Consider the following 15,115-nt stretch of genomic DNA (forward strand, 5'->3'; position numbering starts at 1 on the left):
ATGTCTCTTCTACAGAGACTCATGGCTTCGCCGCCAAGTCCTCCTCGTCCGTCTCTCAGTATTCCGCGCCCATATAGAGGTGGTGATGCGCGATGACGCTGTGATACCCCTGTTGAGCAGATAAGGCGGTGCTGTGCACACGGTTCTATTCCCGTCAAGGCGGTGTCCTTTCCACAGATGTGGTGCGTGCAACACTTGACGAGCTGTGTCGCCGGGATGTTCCAGCGCGGACGTCCAACGACGAGATCACTCTCTACAAGGCAGTCGGAACGGCGTTGGCTGATCTTGCCGCCGCGACGATGGTCTATGAAGCCGCCTTGATCGCAGACTGACGCCTTCTGGCCCGGGCGATCGCGCATGATCGGAACGCGGCTGTTGCCCGGTTCCAGCAGCCAGGGACCCGCGCCAGAAGCAAGAACTATTCGTGCTTCCCTCCCCCGACGGCGTTCCCTACACTCTGGCCTGTCCTCCCCGAGTCCTGGAAATGAGGTTTTCATGAGCACGCTTACCCGCTTCTCCGTTCAGCCGCTCTCGACCATGACCCGCCGTCTTGCGGATGTCGCCTCAGCTCGTCGCGAACCCGACCTGGTCATCCAGGGCGCGCGCGTCCTGTCTACCTATTCGGAGCGCTTTCTCGACGGACGCGAAATCTGGATTTCGGGGGGCCGCATTGCAGCCGTCAAGCCGGCCGGCAGCTACAGAGGCGGGAGCGCCAAGCTCTACGACGCCAGAGGCGGCATCATCGCCCCCGGCCTGGTCGATCCGCATATCCATATCGAATCCTCGATGGTCACGGCCTGCGCCTATGCGGAAGCGGCACTCCTCAACGGCACGACGACGATCTTCTGCGACAGCCACGAGATCGGCAACGTCATGGACGTCGCCGGCGTCGAGGCCATGCTCGAGGATGCGCGGCAGGCGCCGCTGTCGATCTTCCTGACCGTGCCGAGCACCGTGCCGGCGACGACGCCGGACCTGGAAACAGCCGGCGGCGACCTGACGCCGGACAAGATCGCCGCCCTGTTCGACAAATGGCCGGAAGCCGTGGCTCTCGGTGAGAAGATGGATTTCGTCCCCGTTGCGATGGGCGACGAGCGCAGCCATGCGATCCTGGCTGCAGCACTCGAGCGCGGCAGGCCGGTGTCGGGCCATGTCTACGGACGAGAGTTCGTTGCCGCCTATGCCGCATCCGGCGTTACCGACACGCATGAAGCCATCGACCGCGATATTGCCGACGACCTGCTGGAAGCCGGCGTGTGGATCTTCCTGCGCGGCGGCCCGCCGACGACTCCCTGGCATTCGCTGCCGCAGGCGATCAAGACGATCACCGAGCTCGGCGCCTCCCACAAGCGCGTCGCCGTCTGCACCGACGACCGTGATGCGGAAGATCTGCTCGCCTTCGGCCTGGACTGGGTAACGCGCGAAGCCGTGAAATACGGCATGAGGCCGGAAGAGGCCTGGGCGATGGGTTCGCTGCACGGCGCGACGCGGTTCGGCATGGAAGGCGAAATCGGCGGTCTGGGCGGCGGGCGCCGGGCCGATCTGGTGCTTCTCAGCGACGACCTTACGCCGGTCAGCACCTGGTATGGTGGCGAACTCGTCGTCGACGGCAAGAAGATCACGCCGATCCTCGACGAAGCTCTGTCGAAACCGTACCGCTATCCGGATGCCGCCTACCACACGGTCAAGCTGCCCAAAAATCTCAAGCTGACACCGGACCTGCCGACGGAGACGGTCGTCGCTCATACGATCAAGACGGAGCTGCCCGGCATTACCCTCGGCCACGTCACCGTCACGCTGGAGCCGGCCAATGACTGGCAGGCGCATTTCGACAGGCACGACCTCTGCTTCGTGACGGTGGTGGAGCGCCACGGCAAGTCAGCCGGCAATGTCGCCCACGGACTGCTCAACGGCTTCGGGCTCAGACAAGGCGCGGTCGCATCCTCGGTCGGCCACGACAGCCACAACATCATCGTCGCCGGCACCAATGCCGCCGACATGCAGGTGGCGCTGGACGCGATCGAAGAAAGGCAGGGTGGCGTCTGTGTCGTCATGGACGGCAAGGTGACGGCCATGGTGCCGCTGCCGATCGCCGGGCTCTTGTCCGACCAGCGCGTGCACCAGGTCGCGGACGAAGTAAAGGCCTTGAAGCTCGAATGGGAAAAGGCAGGCTGCACCATCGCCTATATGGGCTTCAACCTCATCCCGTTGTCGGTCATCCCGGAAATCCGGATAACCGACAAGGGCCTGGTGCTGGTGCCGGACATGGTGATCTCGCCGCTCTTCGAAAAGGCTTGACCGGCAAAAACCAGCCGGCGAGTGCTTGCTGGAATGCCAACATAGAATAGCCCGCGTGATCGAAACCTGAATGTCGGCCCGACCTAGGGAGCGAAACGCCACACCGTCGTCCTCTTGATTTCGCTGTCCTCTAGCGCCCGCGTCACCGGCACCTCGTAAACCGCGCAAAATTCCAGCCGATCCCGCGGCAGGTAACTGCGTCCGGGATCGCCGACCAGCACCGCCTTGCCCTCGGCCGCCAGCATCGCGAACCAGGGAACGAGCGCATCGGCGAAAGCGCGGTCGTAGAAGACGTCGCCGGCAAGCACGATATCCGCATCGACGGCCTGGCCGATCAGATCGGCGCCGGTAAATCCGAGCAAAACGCGATTGGCCTCGGCATTCATCCGGACTGCGGCTTGCGCCCAGGGATCGATATCGCAGGCGGTGACCTTGCGGGCACCGGCCATCACAGCCGCAATGCCGACAAGGCCGGAACCGCTGGCGAAATCGAGCACGCGCTTGCTGCGCACCGTTTCCGGTTGGTCGAGGATGTAGCGCGCCAGTCCCTGACCGCCCGCCCAGGCAAAAGCCCAGAAGGGTGGCGGCAGACCGATCGCCTCCAGCTCCTCCTCCGTCTTCAGCCAGAGTTCATGCGCCTCGCTCGCCAGATAGAGCGAAATCTCCGGCACATGCGGCGGCGGCATCAGGCTGGTATTGGCGCGGATGAAGGCTTCGGGATCGGTCTTCAATGCGGCGGATTGTCCAGCCCGCCCATGCGGCAGACTTCGAGATATTCTTCTTCCGTCACCGGCTGCACCGACAGCCGCATCGAGGTGACGAGCGCCATCTTGGCAAGCTTCTCGCTCGCCTTGACATCCTTCAGCGTCACCGGCTTCGGCATGTCCATGACGGCGCGGATATCGACGCAATCCCACTTCGGATCGCCCTTGGCGGAAGAATCGGGATGGGAGAGGGCGCAGACTTCGACGATGCCGACAATCTCCAGCCCGTCATTGGAATGATAGAAGAAGCCTTTGTCGCCGATCTGCATCGCTCGCATATTGTTGCGCGCCAGATAGTTGCGGACGCCGGTCCATTCCGTGCCCTTTTCGCCGGCAGCCTTCTGCTGCTCCCAGGACCAGGAGGCGGGTTCGGATTTATAGAGCCAGTGCGCCATGCTCACGCCTCCGGTTTGTTGAAGACCCAGTTGTAGGCCTGGACCTCGACGCTTTCGAACAGTCCGGCCTTGGCGTAAGGGTCGGCATCGGCAAGCGCCCGCGCCGCCTCTTTCGATTCCGCCTCGACGATGATCAGGCTGCCGCAGGGCTTGCCGTCATCGTCGAGAAACGGGCCGGCGATCTTCAGCGTGCCCTCGGCATTCAGCTTGTTCAGATGCTCGACATGCGTCGGACGCGTATCCATGCGCACGTTCAGATGTCCCGGTTTGTCCTTGCAGAGAAGGGCGAAAAGCATGTCTGTCTCCTATTCGGTGGTGATCGGACGCGTCATCAGCTGCTCGATCGCCTCTGATATATCGAGCCTGCCGTCGATGATGGCGGAAACGGCATCGGTGATCGGCATGCTGACCTTCAATTCCGCCGCAAGCCGCGAGGCGACGGAGGCGGCAAACGCGCCTTCCACCAGCGCACCATGCAGGGGATCGGTTTTGTCGCCGCGCCCGAGTGCGATGCCGAAGCGCAGGTTGCGCGATTGATGGCTGGTCGCCGTCAGCACCAGATCGCCGAGGCCGGAAAGCCCGCGCACCGTATCCGCCTGCCCGCCCTTGGCGACGACGAAACGCGACATTTCCGCAAGCCCGCGCGCAATCAGCGCCGCACGCGCGGAATCGCCGATGCCGCGGCCTTCGACGATGCCGCAGGCGATCGCCAGCACGTTCTTGAGCGCGCCGCCGAGCTGCACGCCGATCCGGTCGCTGGAGGCATAGAGCCGGAAGGTCCGGCCTGATATCGCCTGCGCCAGCCGCTCCGCCGTCTCCATGTCGGCTGCCGCAATCGCCATCGCCGTCGGCAGGCCCTTGGCGATATCGGCGGCAAAACCCGGGCCTGAGAGCACGGCGACGGAATGGTCCGGCAGTTCCCGTTCCAGCATGTCGGTCAGAAGATTGCCCGTCGCCCGCTCGATGCCCTTGGCGCAGGTGACGACGACGGCATCTTTGGCAAGATAGGGGCCATATTGCCGCGCCGCATCGGCCTGCGCCTGCGATGGCATCGCAAAAAGCACAATGGAGGCGCCGGTGATTGCATCCGCCTCGGCGGAAAATTCCAGCGTGTCAGGCAGAGAAATGCCGGGCAGCACCGCATCATGCAGCCGCTCGCTCTTCAGATCTTCCATCAGCGCCGGATTGCGCCCGACAAGCGTCACCGCACTGCGCCCGGCAAGGGCGATGACGGCGGCAAGCGCCGTGCCGAAAGCCCCCGATCCAACGACGGCGATGGTCTCGCTCATGCCTTGGCTCCTCTTTTTCCGAAACCGACCAGCCTTTCCGCGTTGGAATCGAGCGGCCAGCGCGACCGCGGCTGTACGTCGAGCGCATCCGGCGCGGCACCCGCTGCCATCCGCTCCAGTCCCGCCCAGGCGATCATCACGGCATTGTCGGTGCAGAGGTGCAGCGGCGGTGCAATAAAACGGAAGCCATTCTTGTCGCACAGCGCCTGCAGCGTGCCGCGCAGTTCGAGATTGGCGGCGACGCCGCCGGCAACGACGAGCGCCGGCTTTTCGCTTGCAGCAGGGAATTCCGTCTTGAACCGCTGCAGGCCGCGGCCGATGCGATCCTTCAGCGTCCGCGAAATCGCCTTCTGGAACGAGGCGCAGATATCCGCCACGTCCTGATCGCTGAGCGGCGCGATATCCTGTGCCGCCTGCCGCACGGCCGTCTTCAAACCGGAGAAGGAGAAATCGAGCCTTGCCTCACCGACCAGCGGCCGCGGAAAATTGAAACGATCGGGATTGCCGTCCCGCGCCATGCGCTCCACCGCCGGTCCGCCGGGATAGGACAGGCCGAGCAGCTTTGCCGTCTTGTCGAAGGCTTCGCCGAGCGCATCGTCGATCGTCGTGCCCCAGCGCTCGTATTGCCCGACGCCGCGCACCAGGATGAGCTGGGTATGGCCGCCGGAGACGAGCAGCATCAGATAGGGAAAGGTGAGCCCGTCCGTCAGCCGCGCCGTCAGCGCATGGCCTTCGAGATGGTTGACCGCATAGAGCGGCTTGCCGGCGGCTCTGGCGATCGCCTTGCCGGTCATCAGCCCCACAAGCAGCCCGCCGATCAGCCCCGGCCCCGAGGTGGCGGCAATGGCGTCGACATCGCCCAGCGACACATTGGCGCGCTTCAGCGCCTCTTCGATCAGCTCGTCCAGCGCCTCGACATGGGCGCGCGCGGCGATCTCCGGCACCACGCCGCCATAGGCGCTGTGCTCGTCGAGCTGCGACAGCACCACGTCCGACAGCACGTTGGAATGCCCCTCCGCATCGCGCTCGACGACGGCGGCGGCGGTCTCGTCGCAGCTTGTTTCGATGCCAAGGATGCGTAGAAAGGGAACCATGAAGCCTGTTCGTTGATTGCGATGGGATGGAAACCCGTTTACGAGAACTCCGGTAACAACGGAATTGAGCGGATGCAAACAAAACCTTTCCGGATCGGCACGCGGGGTAGCCCGCTGGCGCTTGCCCAAGCGCATGAGGCCCGCGACAGGCTGATGGCGGCGCATCATCTGCCCGAAGAAATGTTCGAGATCGTCGTGCTGACGACCAAGGGCGACCGCATCACCGACCGGTCGCTTTCCGAGATTGGCGGCAAGGGCCTCTTCACCGAAGAGCTCGAACAGAAGCTTGCCGCTGGCGAGCTGGATTTCGCCGTGCACTCCGCCAAGGACATGCCGACGCACCTGCCCGAGGGCCTTCATCTTTCCGCCTATCTGCCGCGCGAGGATATCCGCGACGCCGTCATCGGTCGCACCGCGCGCAAACTGATCGACCTGCCGCATGGCGCCACCGTTGGTTCCTCGTCGCTGCGCCGCCAGGCGCTGATCCGCCGCATGCGGCCTGATATCAACGTCATCACCTTCCGCGGCTTGGTGGAAACGCGCCTGCGCAAGCTCGAGGAGGGCCAGGTGGACGCGACCCTGCTGGCGCTGGCCGGCCTGAAGCGTCTCGGCAAGGTCGATGTGGTGACCGATATCCTCGATCCCGACACCTTCCCGCCGGCGCCGGCGCAGGGGGCGATCTGCATCGAAAGCCGCATCGGCGATGCCAGGGTCGACGATCTGCTGGCACCGGTCAACGATATCACGACTTTCGACACTGTCTCCTGCGAACGCGCCTTCCTCGCCGCACTCGACGGCTCCTGCCGCACGCCGATCGGCGGTTATGCCGTCTGCGAAGGCGACCTGATCCGCTTCTCCGGCCTCATCATCACCCCCGACGGCCGCAGCCAGCATGCCGTGACGACCGACGGCCACCGCCGCGACGCGGCAGCACTCGGCACCCGCGCCGGCCAGGACGTGCGCGCAAGGGCAGGCAGCGCCTTTTTCGACGATTGGCACTGAGGCGGCTGATGCGCGTGCTCGTCACCCGCCCCGCCCATTCGGCGACGAGAACCGCACAACGTTTGCGCGATATGGGCCACGAGCCCTTGCTGCTGCCGCTGCGTCAGCCGCTGCACGACAGCGCCGCCGCCGCAGCGGCCCTGGCGACCACCAGCGGCGCAATCGCGGTGACCAGCGCCGAAGCGATCAGGGTCGTTTCCGCCCTCGGTGAGCAGCTTCGTGCGCATCTTACCCGCCCGTTTTTCGCGGTCGGAGAGACGACGGCGGGAGAGGCGCGCAGCCTTGGCTTCCGATATGTCGCCGCATCCGCGGGCAACGGCCGCGATCTTGCCGATCTCATCGCGGCGCAGGGAGCCGACGGGTTGCTCTATCTTGCCGGCACCCCGCGTGCCGAAACTTTCGAAGGAAGATTGCGCGAACTTGGCATCCAATTTTCCGTCGCCGAATGTTATCGCATGCAATCGGCCGTCCCCGATTCTGCCGAGGTCGACGCGATCTTCGCTGACGGTGGCCCGGACGTCATCCTCTTCTATTCCCGCCAGACGGCTGAGGATTTCTTTCGTCTGCCGGAGCCGCGGTCCGCCCTACCGAAGCGCAGCACAATTCGCCTCCTTTGCCTGAGCGAGGCGGTGGCGGGGGCCGTTCCGGCAGTACTCCGAAAAAACGTGACGATTGCGCCAATGCCGGATGAGAGAAGCCTTTTGTCGCTGCTTTGAAGGCTCTAACTGCCCAAATTTGATCTAACCTCTTCCCTTAACTGGGATCACTGTCTAGTTTCGTTGCAATGCAGGATAAAGAGGACCTCATGGTATCGGGAAACCCGCCACGCCATTCGAAGAGCGCCGACGAGCCGGTCACGATCGACCTCGATGCACAGGAATTCGCCTCCGCAGCCGATACCGAAAAGCCGGTAGAGAGCCCAGCCGGTGATGCCGACACTACCGCCGCCACGGACGACGGCCTGACGCCCGAAACCGAAGCTGCCTCGCATGCCGAATATGAAGAAAAGCCTGCGGCGGAGGCGCTTGAGGAGGAACCGGTAGCTTCGGAACCGTCCTACACCCCTCCTCCCGAACAGCCCGCGCCGAAGAGCGCCGGCACCTCCGGTCTCATTGCCGCCGGCATCTTCGGCGGCCTCGTGGCGCTGCTCGGCGCCGGCGCCATCCAGTATGCCGGTTACCTCCCGAGCTCGTCTGCGCCACAGGCGACCTCGCCGGAGACCGCCGAGCTTTCCGCCGAGCTTTCCGGCGAGATCGACGGCCTGAAACAGGCCGTCGCCAACCTTGCCGCCAACCCGGCGAGCACGGATGACGGCGCGCTCGAGAAGCGCGTCGCTGCGCTGGAATCGGCGGCGAAGGCTCCCGCAGCCGGTGCACCGGCCGATTCGGCAAATGTCGAGGCGCTCAACCAGAAGATTGCGGAACTGACCGGCCAGGTCGATCAGCTGCGCGCCACACTTGCCCAGTCTTCCGAACAGCAGACGACGAACGGCGCCGATATATCCAAGCGCCTCGAAGAGGCCGAAAAGAAGCTGAACGAGCCGCGCGAGGACGTCGCCGTCGCCCGGGCGATCGCGGCCGCCGCCCTTAAGGCGGCGATCGATCGCGGCGGTCCGTTTGTGGCCGAACTCGACACTTTCGCCGGCGTCGCGCCCGACGATCCTGCTGTCGCCGACCTCCGCGCCTTTGCCGAGACCGGCATTCCCTCACGCGCCGAACTGGTGGCAGCGGTTCCCGATGTCGCCACCGCGATCGTCGAAGCCGTCAACCAGCCGGATCCGAACCAGAGCTGGTCGGACCGGCTGATGTCGAGCGCCAAGTCGCTGGTGAGCGTTCGCCCCGTCGGCAATATAGAGGGTGAAAGCGTCGAAGCCATTGCTGCCCGCATGGAGGACAAAGTGAAGAGCGGTGACCTGCCCGGCGCTTCCGCCGAATGGAACAATCTGCCCGCCCTCGGCAAGCAGGCGTCGACCGCCTTCAAGCAATCACTCGAAGCGCGCATCCGCGTCGAGGAACTGGTCGGGGGCGCGCTGTCGAAAGCCGTTTCCGGCACCGGCAAGGAAGGATAAGGCCATGCTGATCCGCCTTGTCGCCTTCGCCCTCTTCGTGCTGCTTCTCGCCTATGGCTTCTCCTGGCTTGCCGATCGCCCCGGCGATCTCTCGCTGATCTGGGAGGGCCAGATCTACCAGACGAAGCTGATCGTTGCCGCCAGCGCCATCATCGCTCTCATCGCCGCCGTGATGATCGCATGGTGGTTCGTCCGCCTGGTCTGGACTTCGCCGCATTCGGTGACGCGATATTTCCGCGCCCGCAAGCGCGACCGCGGTTATCAGGCGCTGTCCACCGGCCTGATCGCCGCCGGCGCCGGCAATGCCCTGCTTGCCCGCAAGATGGCCGCCCGCTCGCGCGGCCTCATCCGCGCCGATCAGGAACCGCTGATCAACCTGCTCGAAGCTCAGGCCGCCCTGATCGAGGGCCGCCATGACGAGGCGCGCGCCAAGTTCGAGGCCATGGCCAACGATCCCGAGACGCGCGAACTCGGCCTGCGCGGCCTTTATCTCGAAGCCCGCCGTCTCGGGGCCAACGAGGCGGCCCGCCAATATGCTGAAAAGGCGGCCGACAACGCGCCCTATCTGCCTTGGGCCGCCCAGGCGACGCTCGAATATCGCAGCCAGGCCGGCCGCTGGGACGATGCGATCCGCCTGCTCGAACAGCAGAAGGCTGCCCGCGTCGTCGAAAAGGCCGAAGCCAACCGTTTGCACGCCGTCCTGCTGACGGCGCGCGCCGGCGAGAAGCTGGAAAGCAACCCGGCCGGTGCCCGCGACGACGCCCAGCAGGCGCTGAAGCTCGCCGCCGATTTCATTCCGGCAGCTCTCGTCGCTGCAAAGGCGCTGTTCCGCGAAGGCGGCGTGCGCAAAGCCGCCTCGATCCTCGAACAGGCATGGAAATCGGCACCGCATCCGGAGATCGGCCAGGCCTATGTCAGGGCTCGCAGCGGCGATTCCACGCTCGACCGGCTGAAGCGTGCCGAACGGCTGGAAGGGCTGCGCCCGAACAATGTCGAATCCCTTCTCGTCGTCGCGCAGGCGGCACTCGACGCGCAGGAATTCGCCAAGGCGCGCGCCAAGGCGGAAGCGGCGGCACGCATGCAGCCGCGTGAAGCCGCCTTCCTGCTCTTGGCCGACATCGAAGAGGCCGAGACCGGCGACCAGGGCCGCGTGCGCCACTGGCTGGCCCAGGCGCTCAAGGCGCCGCGCGATCCGGCCTGGGTGGCGGATGGTTTCGTCTCCGACAAATGGCTGCCGATATCGCCGGTGACCGGCCGTCTCGACGCCTTCGAATGGAAGGCGCCTTTCGGCCAGATCGAAGGTTCGCTCGAAGACGGTTCGACGCCGGCCTCGATCGAAACAGCTCTGAAGACGCTGCCGCCGCTGCGTGACGTCAGGCCGGAAAGCCCCGTCAACGACCATCGCATCATCGAGCTGGAACGCGCTGCGACGATTGCCGAGGCTGTGCGCCCCACGCCGGCACCAGCGCCGGCAAAATCGAAACCCGTCGAACCGGCCGTGAGCGATAAAGCGCCGGCGCCGAATGAGGCAAAACCTTTCTTTGGCGGGTTGCCGGATGATCCCGGCGTTCGCGATCCCAGGGTGGAACCGGAACCCAAGACACGGCTCCGCCTTTTCTGAAATGGAACGAAAACCGCATGTTCGAACGCTTTCAGGCATTCTTCCAAAAGCTCACCGCCGACCACCCGAAGAAAGGATTTGCCCCTGATGATCCGCGCATCGCAGTGGCAGCGCTCTGCATGCAGGTCATGGAGGCCGACGGTCAGATCAAAGCCAGCGAGAAAAAGCGGCTGCGCAAGCTCCTGAAGGAGCAGTATGCCCTCGACGGCAAGCAGCTCGATGCTCTGATGGCCGCTGGTCTGGAGGCGGAAAGCACCGCCGTCGACTATTATCGCTTCACCGCCGACCTGAAACGCCATCTCAATACCGAGCAACGGCTGGAGCTGATCGGCATCCTCTGGGACATCGTCTATGCCGATGGCGAACGCAGCGAGATGGAAGACCATGTGATCTGGCGTATCGCCGATCTGCTCGGCGTCTCCTCGCGCGAGCGCATCCAGAAGCGGCAAGAGGCCGCCGCCAGGGTGACCGATGTCCAGGTTGCGCAAGATGATGCCGACTGAGCAGAGTCCGAACCGCGACGGGCGCCCGATCTTGATCGTCCTGCATCAGGAACGATCGAGCCCCGGCCGCGTCGGCCAATTGCTCGTCGAAAAGGGCTACCGTCTCGATATCCGTCGCCCGGTTCTCGGCGAGGCGCTTCCGACGACGCTCGAAGACCATGCCGGCGCCGTCGTCTTCGGCGGACCGATGAGCGCCAACGATCCCGATGACTTCGTCAAGAAGGAGATCGACTGGATCGACATTCCCCTGCGGGAGAAGCGCCCTTACCTCGGCATCTGCCTGGGGGCGCAGATGCTGGTGCGTCATCTCGGCGGCAAGGTGCAGCCGAATGCCGACGGCTCGACGGAGATCGGCTGGTATCCGCTGCACCCGACCGAGAAGGGCCGCCTGCTGATGCACTGGCCGAAGATGGTCTATCATTTCCATCGCGAGGGTTTCGAGCTGCCGCGCGGCGCCGAGCTACTGGCCGAAGGCGATGCCTATCCGAACCAGGCCTTCCGCTATGGCGGCAACGCCTGGGGCCTGCAGTACCATGCCGAACTCACCCGGGTGATGATGCATCGCTGGGTCGTGCATGGCGCCCATCGCTTCATCCTGCCGAACGCTCAGCAGGGCCGCGAACATCTCGAGGGACGCATGCTGTTCGACGCGCCGCTGAAAGCCTGGCTGACCGAGTTCCTCGACATCGTCTTCGAGGGAAAGACGGCGAAAGCCGCTTCCCCGATCACGCTTCCCGCATAAAGCGTCGTTCGGCAGGACCGCTCTGTCGCGGTTATGTGCTGGGCGCGTCGAGCGTATCGATCTGCCGCAATTTCGGGAAACGCGAAGCCCAGATCGCTGCCACGGCAAGCGTTCCGATCCCGCCGATAACAACCGCCGGCACCGCGCCGAAGATCGACGCCATGGTGCCTGCCCTGAATTCCCCGAGTTCGTTCGAAGCGCCGACGAAGACCATGTTGACCGCATTGACCCGGCCGCGCAGATGATCCGGCGTCCAGAGCGCAATCAGGCTCTCGCGCACATAGACCGACACCATGTCGGCCGCCCCCATCAGCGCCAGCGCCGCGATCGAGACCTCGGTGTTGGTCGAGATGCCGAAGATGATCGTTCCGACGCCGAACAGGGCGACGCCGATGAACATGTAGATGCCGGCGCGGTGTTTGAGCGGATAGGCGGCAAGGAAGATCGCCATGACGATGGCGCCAAGGCCGGGTGCGGCGCGCAGCAGTCCGAGCCCCCAGGGACCGAGTGTCAGGATATCGCGCGCGAAGATCGGCATCAGCGCCGTCGCGCCGCCGAGCAATACGGCGAAGAGATCGAGTGAGATCGCCCCGAGCACCACCCTTTCGGCGCGGATGAAGCTGAAGCCGCCGAGGATCATCGCCCAGCTCTTGGTCTCGCCCGTCGTCTTCTGCTCCGGCTTCGGGATCATGTAGAGAAGGGCCGCACCGAGCACGGAAAAAATGACCGCCACACTATAGGCGGTCGTCGCGCTGACGCCGTAGAGCAGGCCGCCGAGCACCGGCCCGGTGATCGCCGCGAGCTGCCAGGACGACGAATTCCAGGCGATCGCATTGGAAAGAGCGTGCTCCGGCACGAGATTGGGCGCCAGCGATTGCACCGCCGGCGACATGAAGGCGCGTTCGATGCCGAAGATCAAAAGGACGGCGAAAACAGGCAGGGGCGTGAAGGTGCCCATCACAGTCATGACCAGCAGCGCCAGCGTGCAGAGCGCGCTCACCAGCGAGCAGAGAGCCGCGATCGCCCGGCGATTGTACCGGTCGGCCACCGAACCGGTGACGAGCATGAGCAGCAGCGACGGCAGGAACTGCACGAGACCGATCAGGCCGAGATAGATCGCCTTGCCCGTCTGGTCGTACATCTGCCAGCCGACGGCAACGCTGACGATCTGCTGCGAGAAGGAAAGCAGGAAGCGCGCGAAGAAGAACCGCGTGTAGGACGAATGCCGAAACGCGGCAAAACGGTCTCCGGTGGGCGCAAACGACATGGATGTTTTCCGAGGAGACGGGCGCCGCAATAGCTGCAGAGCCGCCCGTTAAACATGATTCACCGCGCGTCTCCACACGGCACTTGCTCGTTTAGTCGCCAATGTCTACATGTCTGTCAACAACGAATTTGGAGATGACGATGTTTGCGCTGTTTCAAACCATTGATTTGGCTTTGAATATTTACACCTGGATCCTGATTGGCAGTGCCATTTTTTCCTGGCTCTATGCCTTTAACGTCATCAACTCCAGCAATCAGTTCGTCAATTCGGTCGGCACTTTTCTCTATAACGTCACCGAACCGGCGCTGAAGCCGATCCGCCGCTTTCTGCCGAACCTTGGCGGCATCGACATTTCGCCGATCATCCTGCTGCTGATCATCTTCTTCCTGCGCACCTTGCTGTGGACCACGCTGTACCCGCTGGTCGCTTGAGCCGTCCCTGGCGCCTTTTCGATGACCATCTGCGCCTCGCCGTCCGGCTGACGCCGAATGGCGGGCGTGACGCAATCGATGGCATCGAGGCCGACGGCGAGGGTGAAGCCCTCCTGAAGGCGCGCGTCACATCGGTCCCGGAAAAGGGCAAGGCAAACAAGGCCCTCATCCTGCTGATCGCGCAATCGCTGCGCATTCCCAAATCCAGCGTCAGCTTTGTCTCCGGCGAGACCGCACGCAAAAAAATCCTCCGGATCGACGGCGACCCGGAGGATTTGGCAAGAAAGCTCGAAGCGTTTCTTCGCTGAACGATCAGCCCTTCGTCGTCTTGGCGCGCTCGACGGCTTCGAGGATCAGTTCGCCGGCTTCCTTGGAGTCGCCCCAGCCGAAGATTTTCACCCACTTGCCGGGCTCCAGATCCTTGTAGTGCTCGAAGAAGTGCTCGATCTGCTTCAGCGTGATCTCGGGAAGATCGGTGTAGTCCTTCACCTTCTCGTAGCGCAGCGTCAGCTTCGGCGACGGCACGGCGATGATCTTCTCGTCCTTGCCGGAATTGTCTTCCATCTTCAGGACGCCGATCGGGCGGACATTGATGACGCAGCCGGGAACCAGCGGGCGGGTGCTGGCGATCAGCACATCGATCGGGTCGCCGTCTTCCGACAGTGTGTGCGGCACGAAACCATAATTGCCGGGATAGGTCATCGGCGTATAGAGGAAACGATCGACCACCAGCGTGCCGGCTTCCTTGTCCATCTCATACTTGATGGGATGACCGCCGACCGGAACCTCGACGATAACGTTGACGTCCTCAGGTGGATTATTACCGATGGAAATAGCGTCGATGCGCATAGGAAACTCCCGCGAGGTTGAATTTGTTCGCAGCCAGATAATCAGTTTCATGTGGCAACGCAACATCGCACAGCGCCAATGCTTGACTGCAGCGGCGCACATTCACATCAAAAACTTCCGGTAGGAGATAGGCGAAGGCCGACTCTAGCGCCGTGCGTCTTTTCAGACACGCTAGGGATCGATCAGCTCCAGATGAAGCCGATCTTCTTCAATTGCCTGTGGTCGAAACTTTCCATGCCTTCGCAGAAATCGACACCGCCGTGATGGCGGTAGAAGCGGCTGGCAGTCTCGTTTTCCTCGAGGCACCAGACCACCAGCCCGTTGCAGCCCAGCGACTTTAACAGCCGGCGCGCCTCGCCGAACAGCATCCTGCCGAGGCCGATGCCCTGATATTCGGGCCGAAGGTAAAGCTCGTAGATTTCGCCTTCCTGCGGTAAAGCGCGGGCGCGGTTCAGGCCAAGCGTCGCATAGCCGGCGACGGTGCCGGCAACATCGAGAACCAGCAGCGTTGCCGGCCCGCGCGTCGCCTTGCGCCACCAGCTTTCGCCGCGCCGCTCGATCATCTGCGTCAGCGCACGATGCGGAATGATACCCGCATAGGTATGCTGCCAGGCGAGCCTGTGTGTTTCCGATATAGCGCGGGCATCATGCGGCTCGGCCCGCCGGACATCGATCGACAACGTCTTCATAACGTTTACTCTGGTCCCGCCAGAGGCAATTAACCATATGCGATACCGCATTCCGGTCCATTGCCCACAGACTTAACATGTGGACGATGGTCAAAAGTTAACG

Annotated in this window: 17 protein-coding genes and 1 pseudogene; 10 read left to right on the top strand and 8 right to left on the bottom strand. The window is 63.7% G+C overall.

Going from position 1 to position 15,115, the window contains the following annotated elements:
• Positions 1-161: 161 nt before the first annotated feature.
• Together NE851_RS31665 and NE851_RS31670 are read left to right on the top strand one after the other, a co-directional pair.
• Positions 162-332, top strand: a pseudogene (locus NE851_RS31665) (bifunctional Delta(1)-pyrroline-2-carboxylate/Delta(1)-piperideine-2-carboxylate reductase); the annotation flags it as partial.
• Between the two features lie 163 nt (positions 333-495).
• Positions 496-2,298 (top strand): adenine deaminase, encoded by a 1,803-nt coding sequence (locus NE851_RS31670; RefSeq protein ID WP_127431290.1) that lies wholly within the window; start codon positions 496-498, stop codon positions 2,296-2,298.
• Positions 2,299-2,381: 83 nt separating this feature from the next.
• Here the strand turns inward: NE851_RS31670 and NE851_RS31675 are convergent, their stop codons facing one another.
• Genes NE851_RS31675 through tsaD form a run of 5 tightly spaced genes read right to left on the bottom strand, consistent with a single transcriptional unit; the run spans position 2,382 to position 5,840 of the window.
• Complete coding sequence (locus NE851_RS31675) at positions 2,382-3,029, bottom strand: class I SAM-dependent methyltransferase (protein ID WP_127431291.1); 648 nt, start codon at positions 3,027-3,029, stop codon at positions 2,382-2,384.
• Positions 3,026-3,457 carry an EVE domain-containing protein gene (locus tag NE851_RS31680; RefSeq protein ID WP_127431292.1) on the bottom strand — a complete coding sequence of 144 codons (432 nt, stop codon included), beginning with the start codon at positions 3,455-3,457 and terminating at the stop codon, positions 3,026-3,028. Before NE851_RS31680 ends, NE851_RS31675 begins: the two co-directional genes overlap by 4 nt.
• A gap of 2 nt (positions 3,458-3,459) precedes the next feature.
• On the bottom strand, positions 3,460-3,753 hold the full coding sequence (locus tag NE851_RS31685) for a YciI-like protein (protein WP_127431293.1): 294 nt from the start codon (positions 3,751-3,753) through the stop codon (positions 3,460-3,462).
• Positions 3,754-3,762: 9 nt separating this feature from the next.
• A complete protein-coding gene (locus NE851_RS31690; protein ID WP_127431294.1) occupies positions 3,763-4,746 on the bottom strand; it encodes an NAD(P)H-dependent glycerol-3-phosphate dehydrogenase in 984 nt (327 codons plus the stop codon).
• On the bottom strand, positions 4,743-5,840 hold the full coding sequence (gene tsaD / locus NE851_RS31695) for a tRNA (adenosine(37)-N6)-threonylcarbamoyltransferase complex transferase subunit TsaD (RefSeq protein WP_127431295.1): 1,098 nt from the start codon (positions 5,838-5,840) through the stop codon (positions 4,743-4,745). Before tsaD ends, NE851_RS31690 begins: the two co-directional genes overlap by 4 nt.
• Before the next feature lie 72 nt (positions 5,841-5,912).
• On the opposite strand from tsaD, the gene hemC reads away from it, so the two are divergent.
• The 6 genes from hemC to NE851_RS31725 all read left to right on the top strand — a co-directional run bounded on the left by hemC (position 5,913) and on the right by NE851_RS31725 (position 11,776).
• A complete protein-coding gene (gene hemC / locus NE851_RS31700) occupies positions 5,913-6,842 on the top strand; it encodes a hydroxymethylbilane synthase (protein WP_127431296.1) in 930 nt (309 codons plus the stop codon).
• An 8-nt stretch (positions 6,843-6,850) separates the two neighbouring features.
• On the top strand, positions 6,851-7,558 hold the full coding sequence (locus tag NE851_RS31705; protein ID WP_127431297.1) for a uroporphyrinogen-III synthase: 708 nt from the start codon (positions 6,851-6,853) through the stop codon (positions 7,556-7,558).
• Between the two features lie 68 nt (positions 7,559-7,626).
• Positions 7,627-8,910, top strand: a complete 1,284-nt coding sequence (locus NE851_RS31710) for a COG4223 family protein (protein ID WP_254959807.1) — start codon at positions 7,627-7,629, stop codon at positions 8,908-8,910.
• Positions 8,911-8,914: 4 nt separating this feature from the next.
• Positions 8,915-10,531 (top strand): heme biosynthesis protein HemY, encoded by a 1,617-nt coding sequence (locus NE851_RS31715; protein ID WP_127431298.1) that lies wholly within the window; start codon positions 8,915-8,917, stop codon positions 10,529-10,531.
• A 17-nt stretch (positions 10,532-10,548) separates the two neighbouring features.
• Complete coding sequence (locus NE851_RS31720; RefSeq protein WP_028757788.1) at positions 10,549-11,034, top strand: tellurite resistance TerB family protein; 486 nt, start codon at positions 10,549-10,551, stop codon at positions 11,032-11,034.
• Complete coding sequence (locus NE851_RS31725) at positions 11,003-11,776, top strand: glutamine amidotransferase (RefSeq protein ID WP_254959808.1); 774 nt, start codon at positions 11,003-11,005, stop codon at positions 11,774-11,776. The genes NE851_RS31720 and NE851_RS31725 overlap by 32 nt, the downstream gene beginning before the upstream one ends.
• A gap of 31 nt (positions 11,777-11,807) precedes the next feature.
• Here the strand turns inward: NE851_RS31725 and NE851_RS31730 are convergent, their stop codons facing one another.
• Positions 11,808-13,043 (bottom strand): MFS transporter, encoded by a 1,236-nt coding sequence (locus tag NE851_RS31730; protein WP_127431300.1) that lies wholly within the window; start codon positions 13,041-13,043, stop codon positions 11,808-11,810.
• Positions 13,044-13,183: 140 nt separating this feature from the next.
• Between NE851_RS31730 and NE851_RS31735 the strand changes: the two genes are divergently transcribed.
• Both NE851_RS31735 and NE851_RS31740 read left to right on the top strand, forming a co-directional pair.
• Positions 13,184-13,474, top strand: a complete 291-nt coding sequence (locus tag NE851_RS31735) for a YggT family protein (protein WP_028757791.1) — start codon at positions 13,184-13,186, stop codon at positions 13,472-13,474.
• The gene (locus NE851_RS31740; protein WP_028757792.1) at positions 13,471-13,782 is read left to right on the top strand and encodes a DUF167 domain-containing protein; all 312 of its coding nucleotides are present in this window, start codon (positions 13,471-13,473) and stop codon (positions 13,780-13,782) included. The genes NE851_RS31735 and NE851_RS31740 overlap by 4 nt, the downstream gene beginning before the upstream one ends.
• 4 nt (positions 13,783-13,786) lie before the next feature.
• On the opposite strand, the gene ppa is transcribed toward NE851_RS31740, so the two are convergent.
• Both ppa and NE851_RS31750 read right to left on the bottom strand, forming a co-directional pair.
• Positions 13,787-14,323, bottom strand: coding sequence for an inorganic diphosphatase (ppa, locus tag NE851_RS31745; protein WP_028757793.1), 537 nt, complete (start codon positions 14,321-14,323; stop codon positions 13,787-13,789).
• A gap of 182 nt (positions 14,324-14,505) precedes the next feature.
• The gene (locus tag NE851_RS31750; RefSeq protein ID WP_127431301.1) at positions 14,506-15,012 is read right to left on the bottom strand and encodes a GNAT family N-acetyltransferase; all 507 of its coding nucleotides are present in this window, start codon (positions 15,010-15,012) and stop codon (positions 14,506-14,508) included.
• Between the last annotated feature and the right edge of the window lie 103 nt (positions 15,013-15,115).

Origin of the sequence: Rhizobium anhuiense bv. trifolii (assembly GCF_024346605.1) — a bacterium.
Taxonomy (GTDB): domain Bacteria; phylum Pseudomonadota; class Alphaproteobacteria; order Rhizobiales; family Rhizobiaceae; genus Rhizobium; species Rhizobium anhuiense.

Bases quoted from the DNA above. Each gene is read 5' to 3' on its own strand.
- NE851_RS31670 (WP_127431290.1), top strand. From the start codon at position 496: ATGAGCACGCTTACCCGCTTCTCCGTTCAGCCGCTCTCGACCATGACC.
- NE851_RS31680 (WP_127431292.1), bottom strand. From the start codon at position 3,457: ATGGCGCACTGGCTCTATAAATCCGAACCCGCCTCCTGGTCCTGGGAG.
- NE851_RS31685 (WP_127431293.1), bottom strand. From the start codon at position 3,753: ATGCTTTTCGCCCTTCTCTGCAAGGACAAACCGGGACATCTGAACGTG.
- NE851_RS31690 (WP_127431294.1), bottom strand. From the start codon at position 4,746: ATGAGCGAGACCATCGCCGTCGTTGGATCGGGGGCTTTCGGCACGGCG.
- tsaD (WP_127431295.1), bottom strand. From the start codon at position 5,840: ATGGTTCCCTTTCTACGCATCCTTGGCATCGAAACAAGCTGCGACGAG.
- hemC (WP_127431296.1), top strand. From the start codon at position 5,913: ATGCAAACAAAACCTTTCCGGATCGGCACGCGGGGTAGCCCGCTGGCG.
- NE851_RS31705 (WP_127431297.1), top strand. From the start codon at position 6,851: ATGCGCGTGCTCGTCACCCGCCCCGCCCATTCGGCGACGAGAACCGCA.
- NE851_RS31710 (WP_254959807.1), top strand. From the start codon at position 7,627: ATGCAGGATAAAGAGGACCTCATGGTATCGGGAAACCCGCCACGCCAT.
- NE851_RS31715 (WP_127431298.1), top strand. From the start codon at position 8,915: ATGCTGATCCGCCTTGTCGCCTTCGCCCTCTTCGTGCTGCTTCTCGCC.
- NE851_RS31720 (WP_028757788.1), top strand. From the start codon at position 10,549: ATGTTCGAACGCTTTCAGGCATTCTTCCAAAAGCTCACCGCCGACCAC.
- NE851_RS31725 (WP_254959808.1), top strand. From the start codon at position 11,003: ATGTCCAGGTTGCGCAAGATGATGCCGACTGAGCAGAGTCCGAACCGC.
- NE851_RS31730 (WP_127431300.1), bottom strand. From the start codon at position 13,043: ATGTCGTTTGCGCCCACCGGAGACCGTTTTGCCGCGTTTCGGCATTCG.
- NE851_RS31735 (WP_028757791.1), top strand. From the start codon at position 13,184: ATGTTTGCGCTGTTTCAAACCATTGATTTGGCTTTGAATATTTACACC.
- ppa (WP_028757793.1), bottom strand. From the start codon at position 14,323: ATGCGCATCGACGCTATTTCCATCGGTAATAATCCACCTGAGGACGTC.
- NE851_RS31750 (WP_127431301.1), bottom strand. From the start codon at position 15,012: ATGAAGACGTTGTCGATCGATGTCCGGCGGGCCGAGCCGCATGATGCC.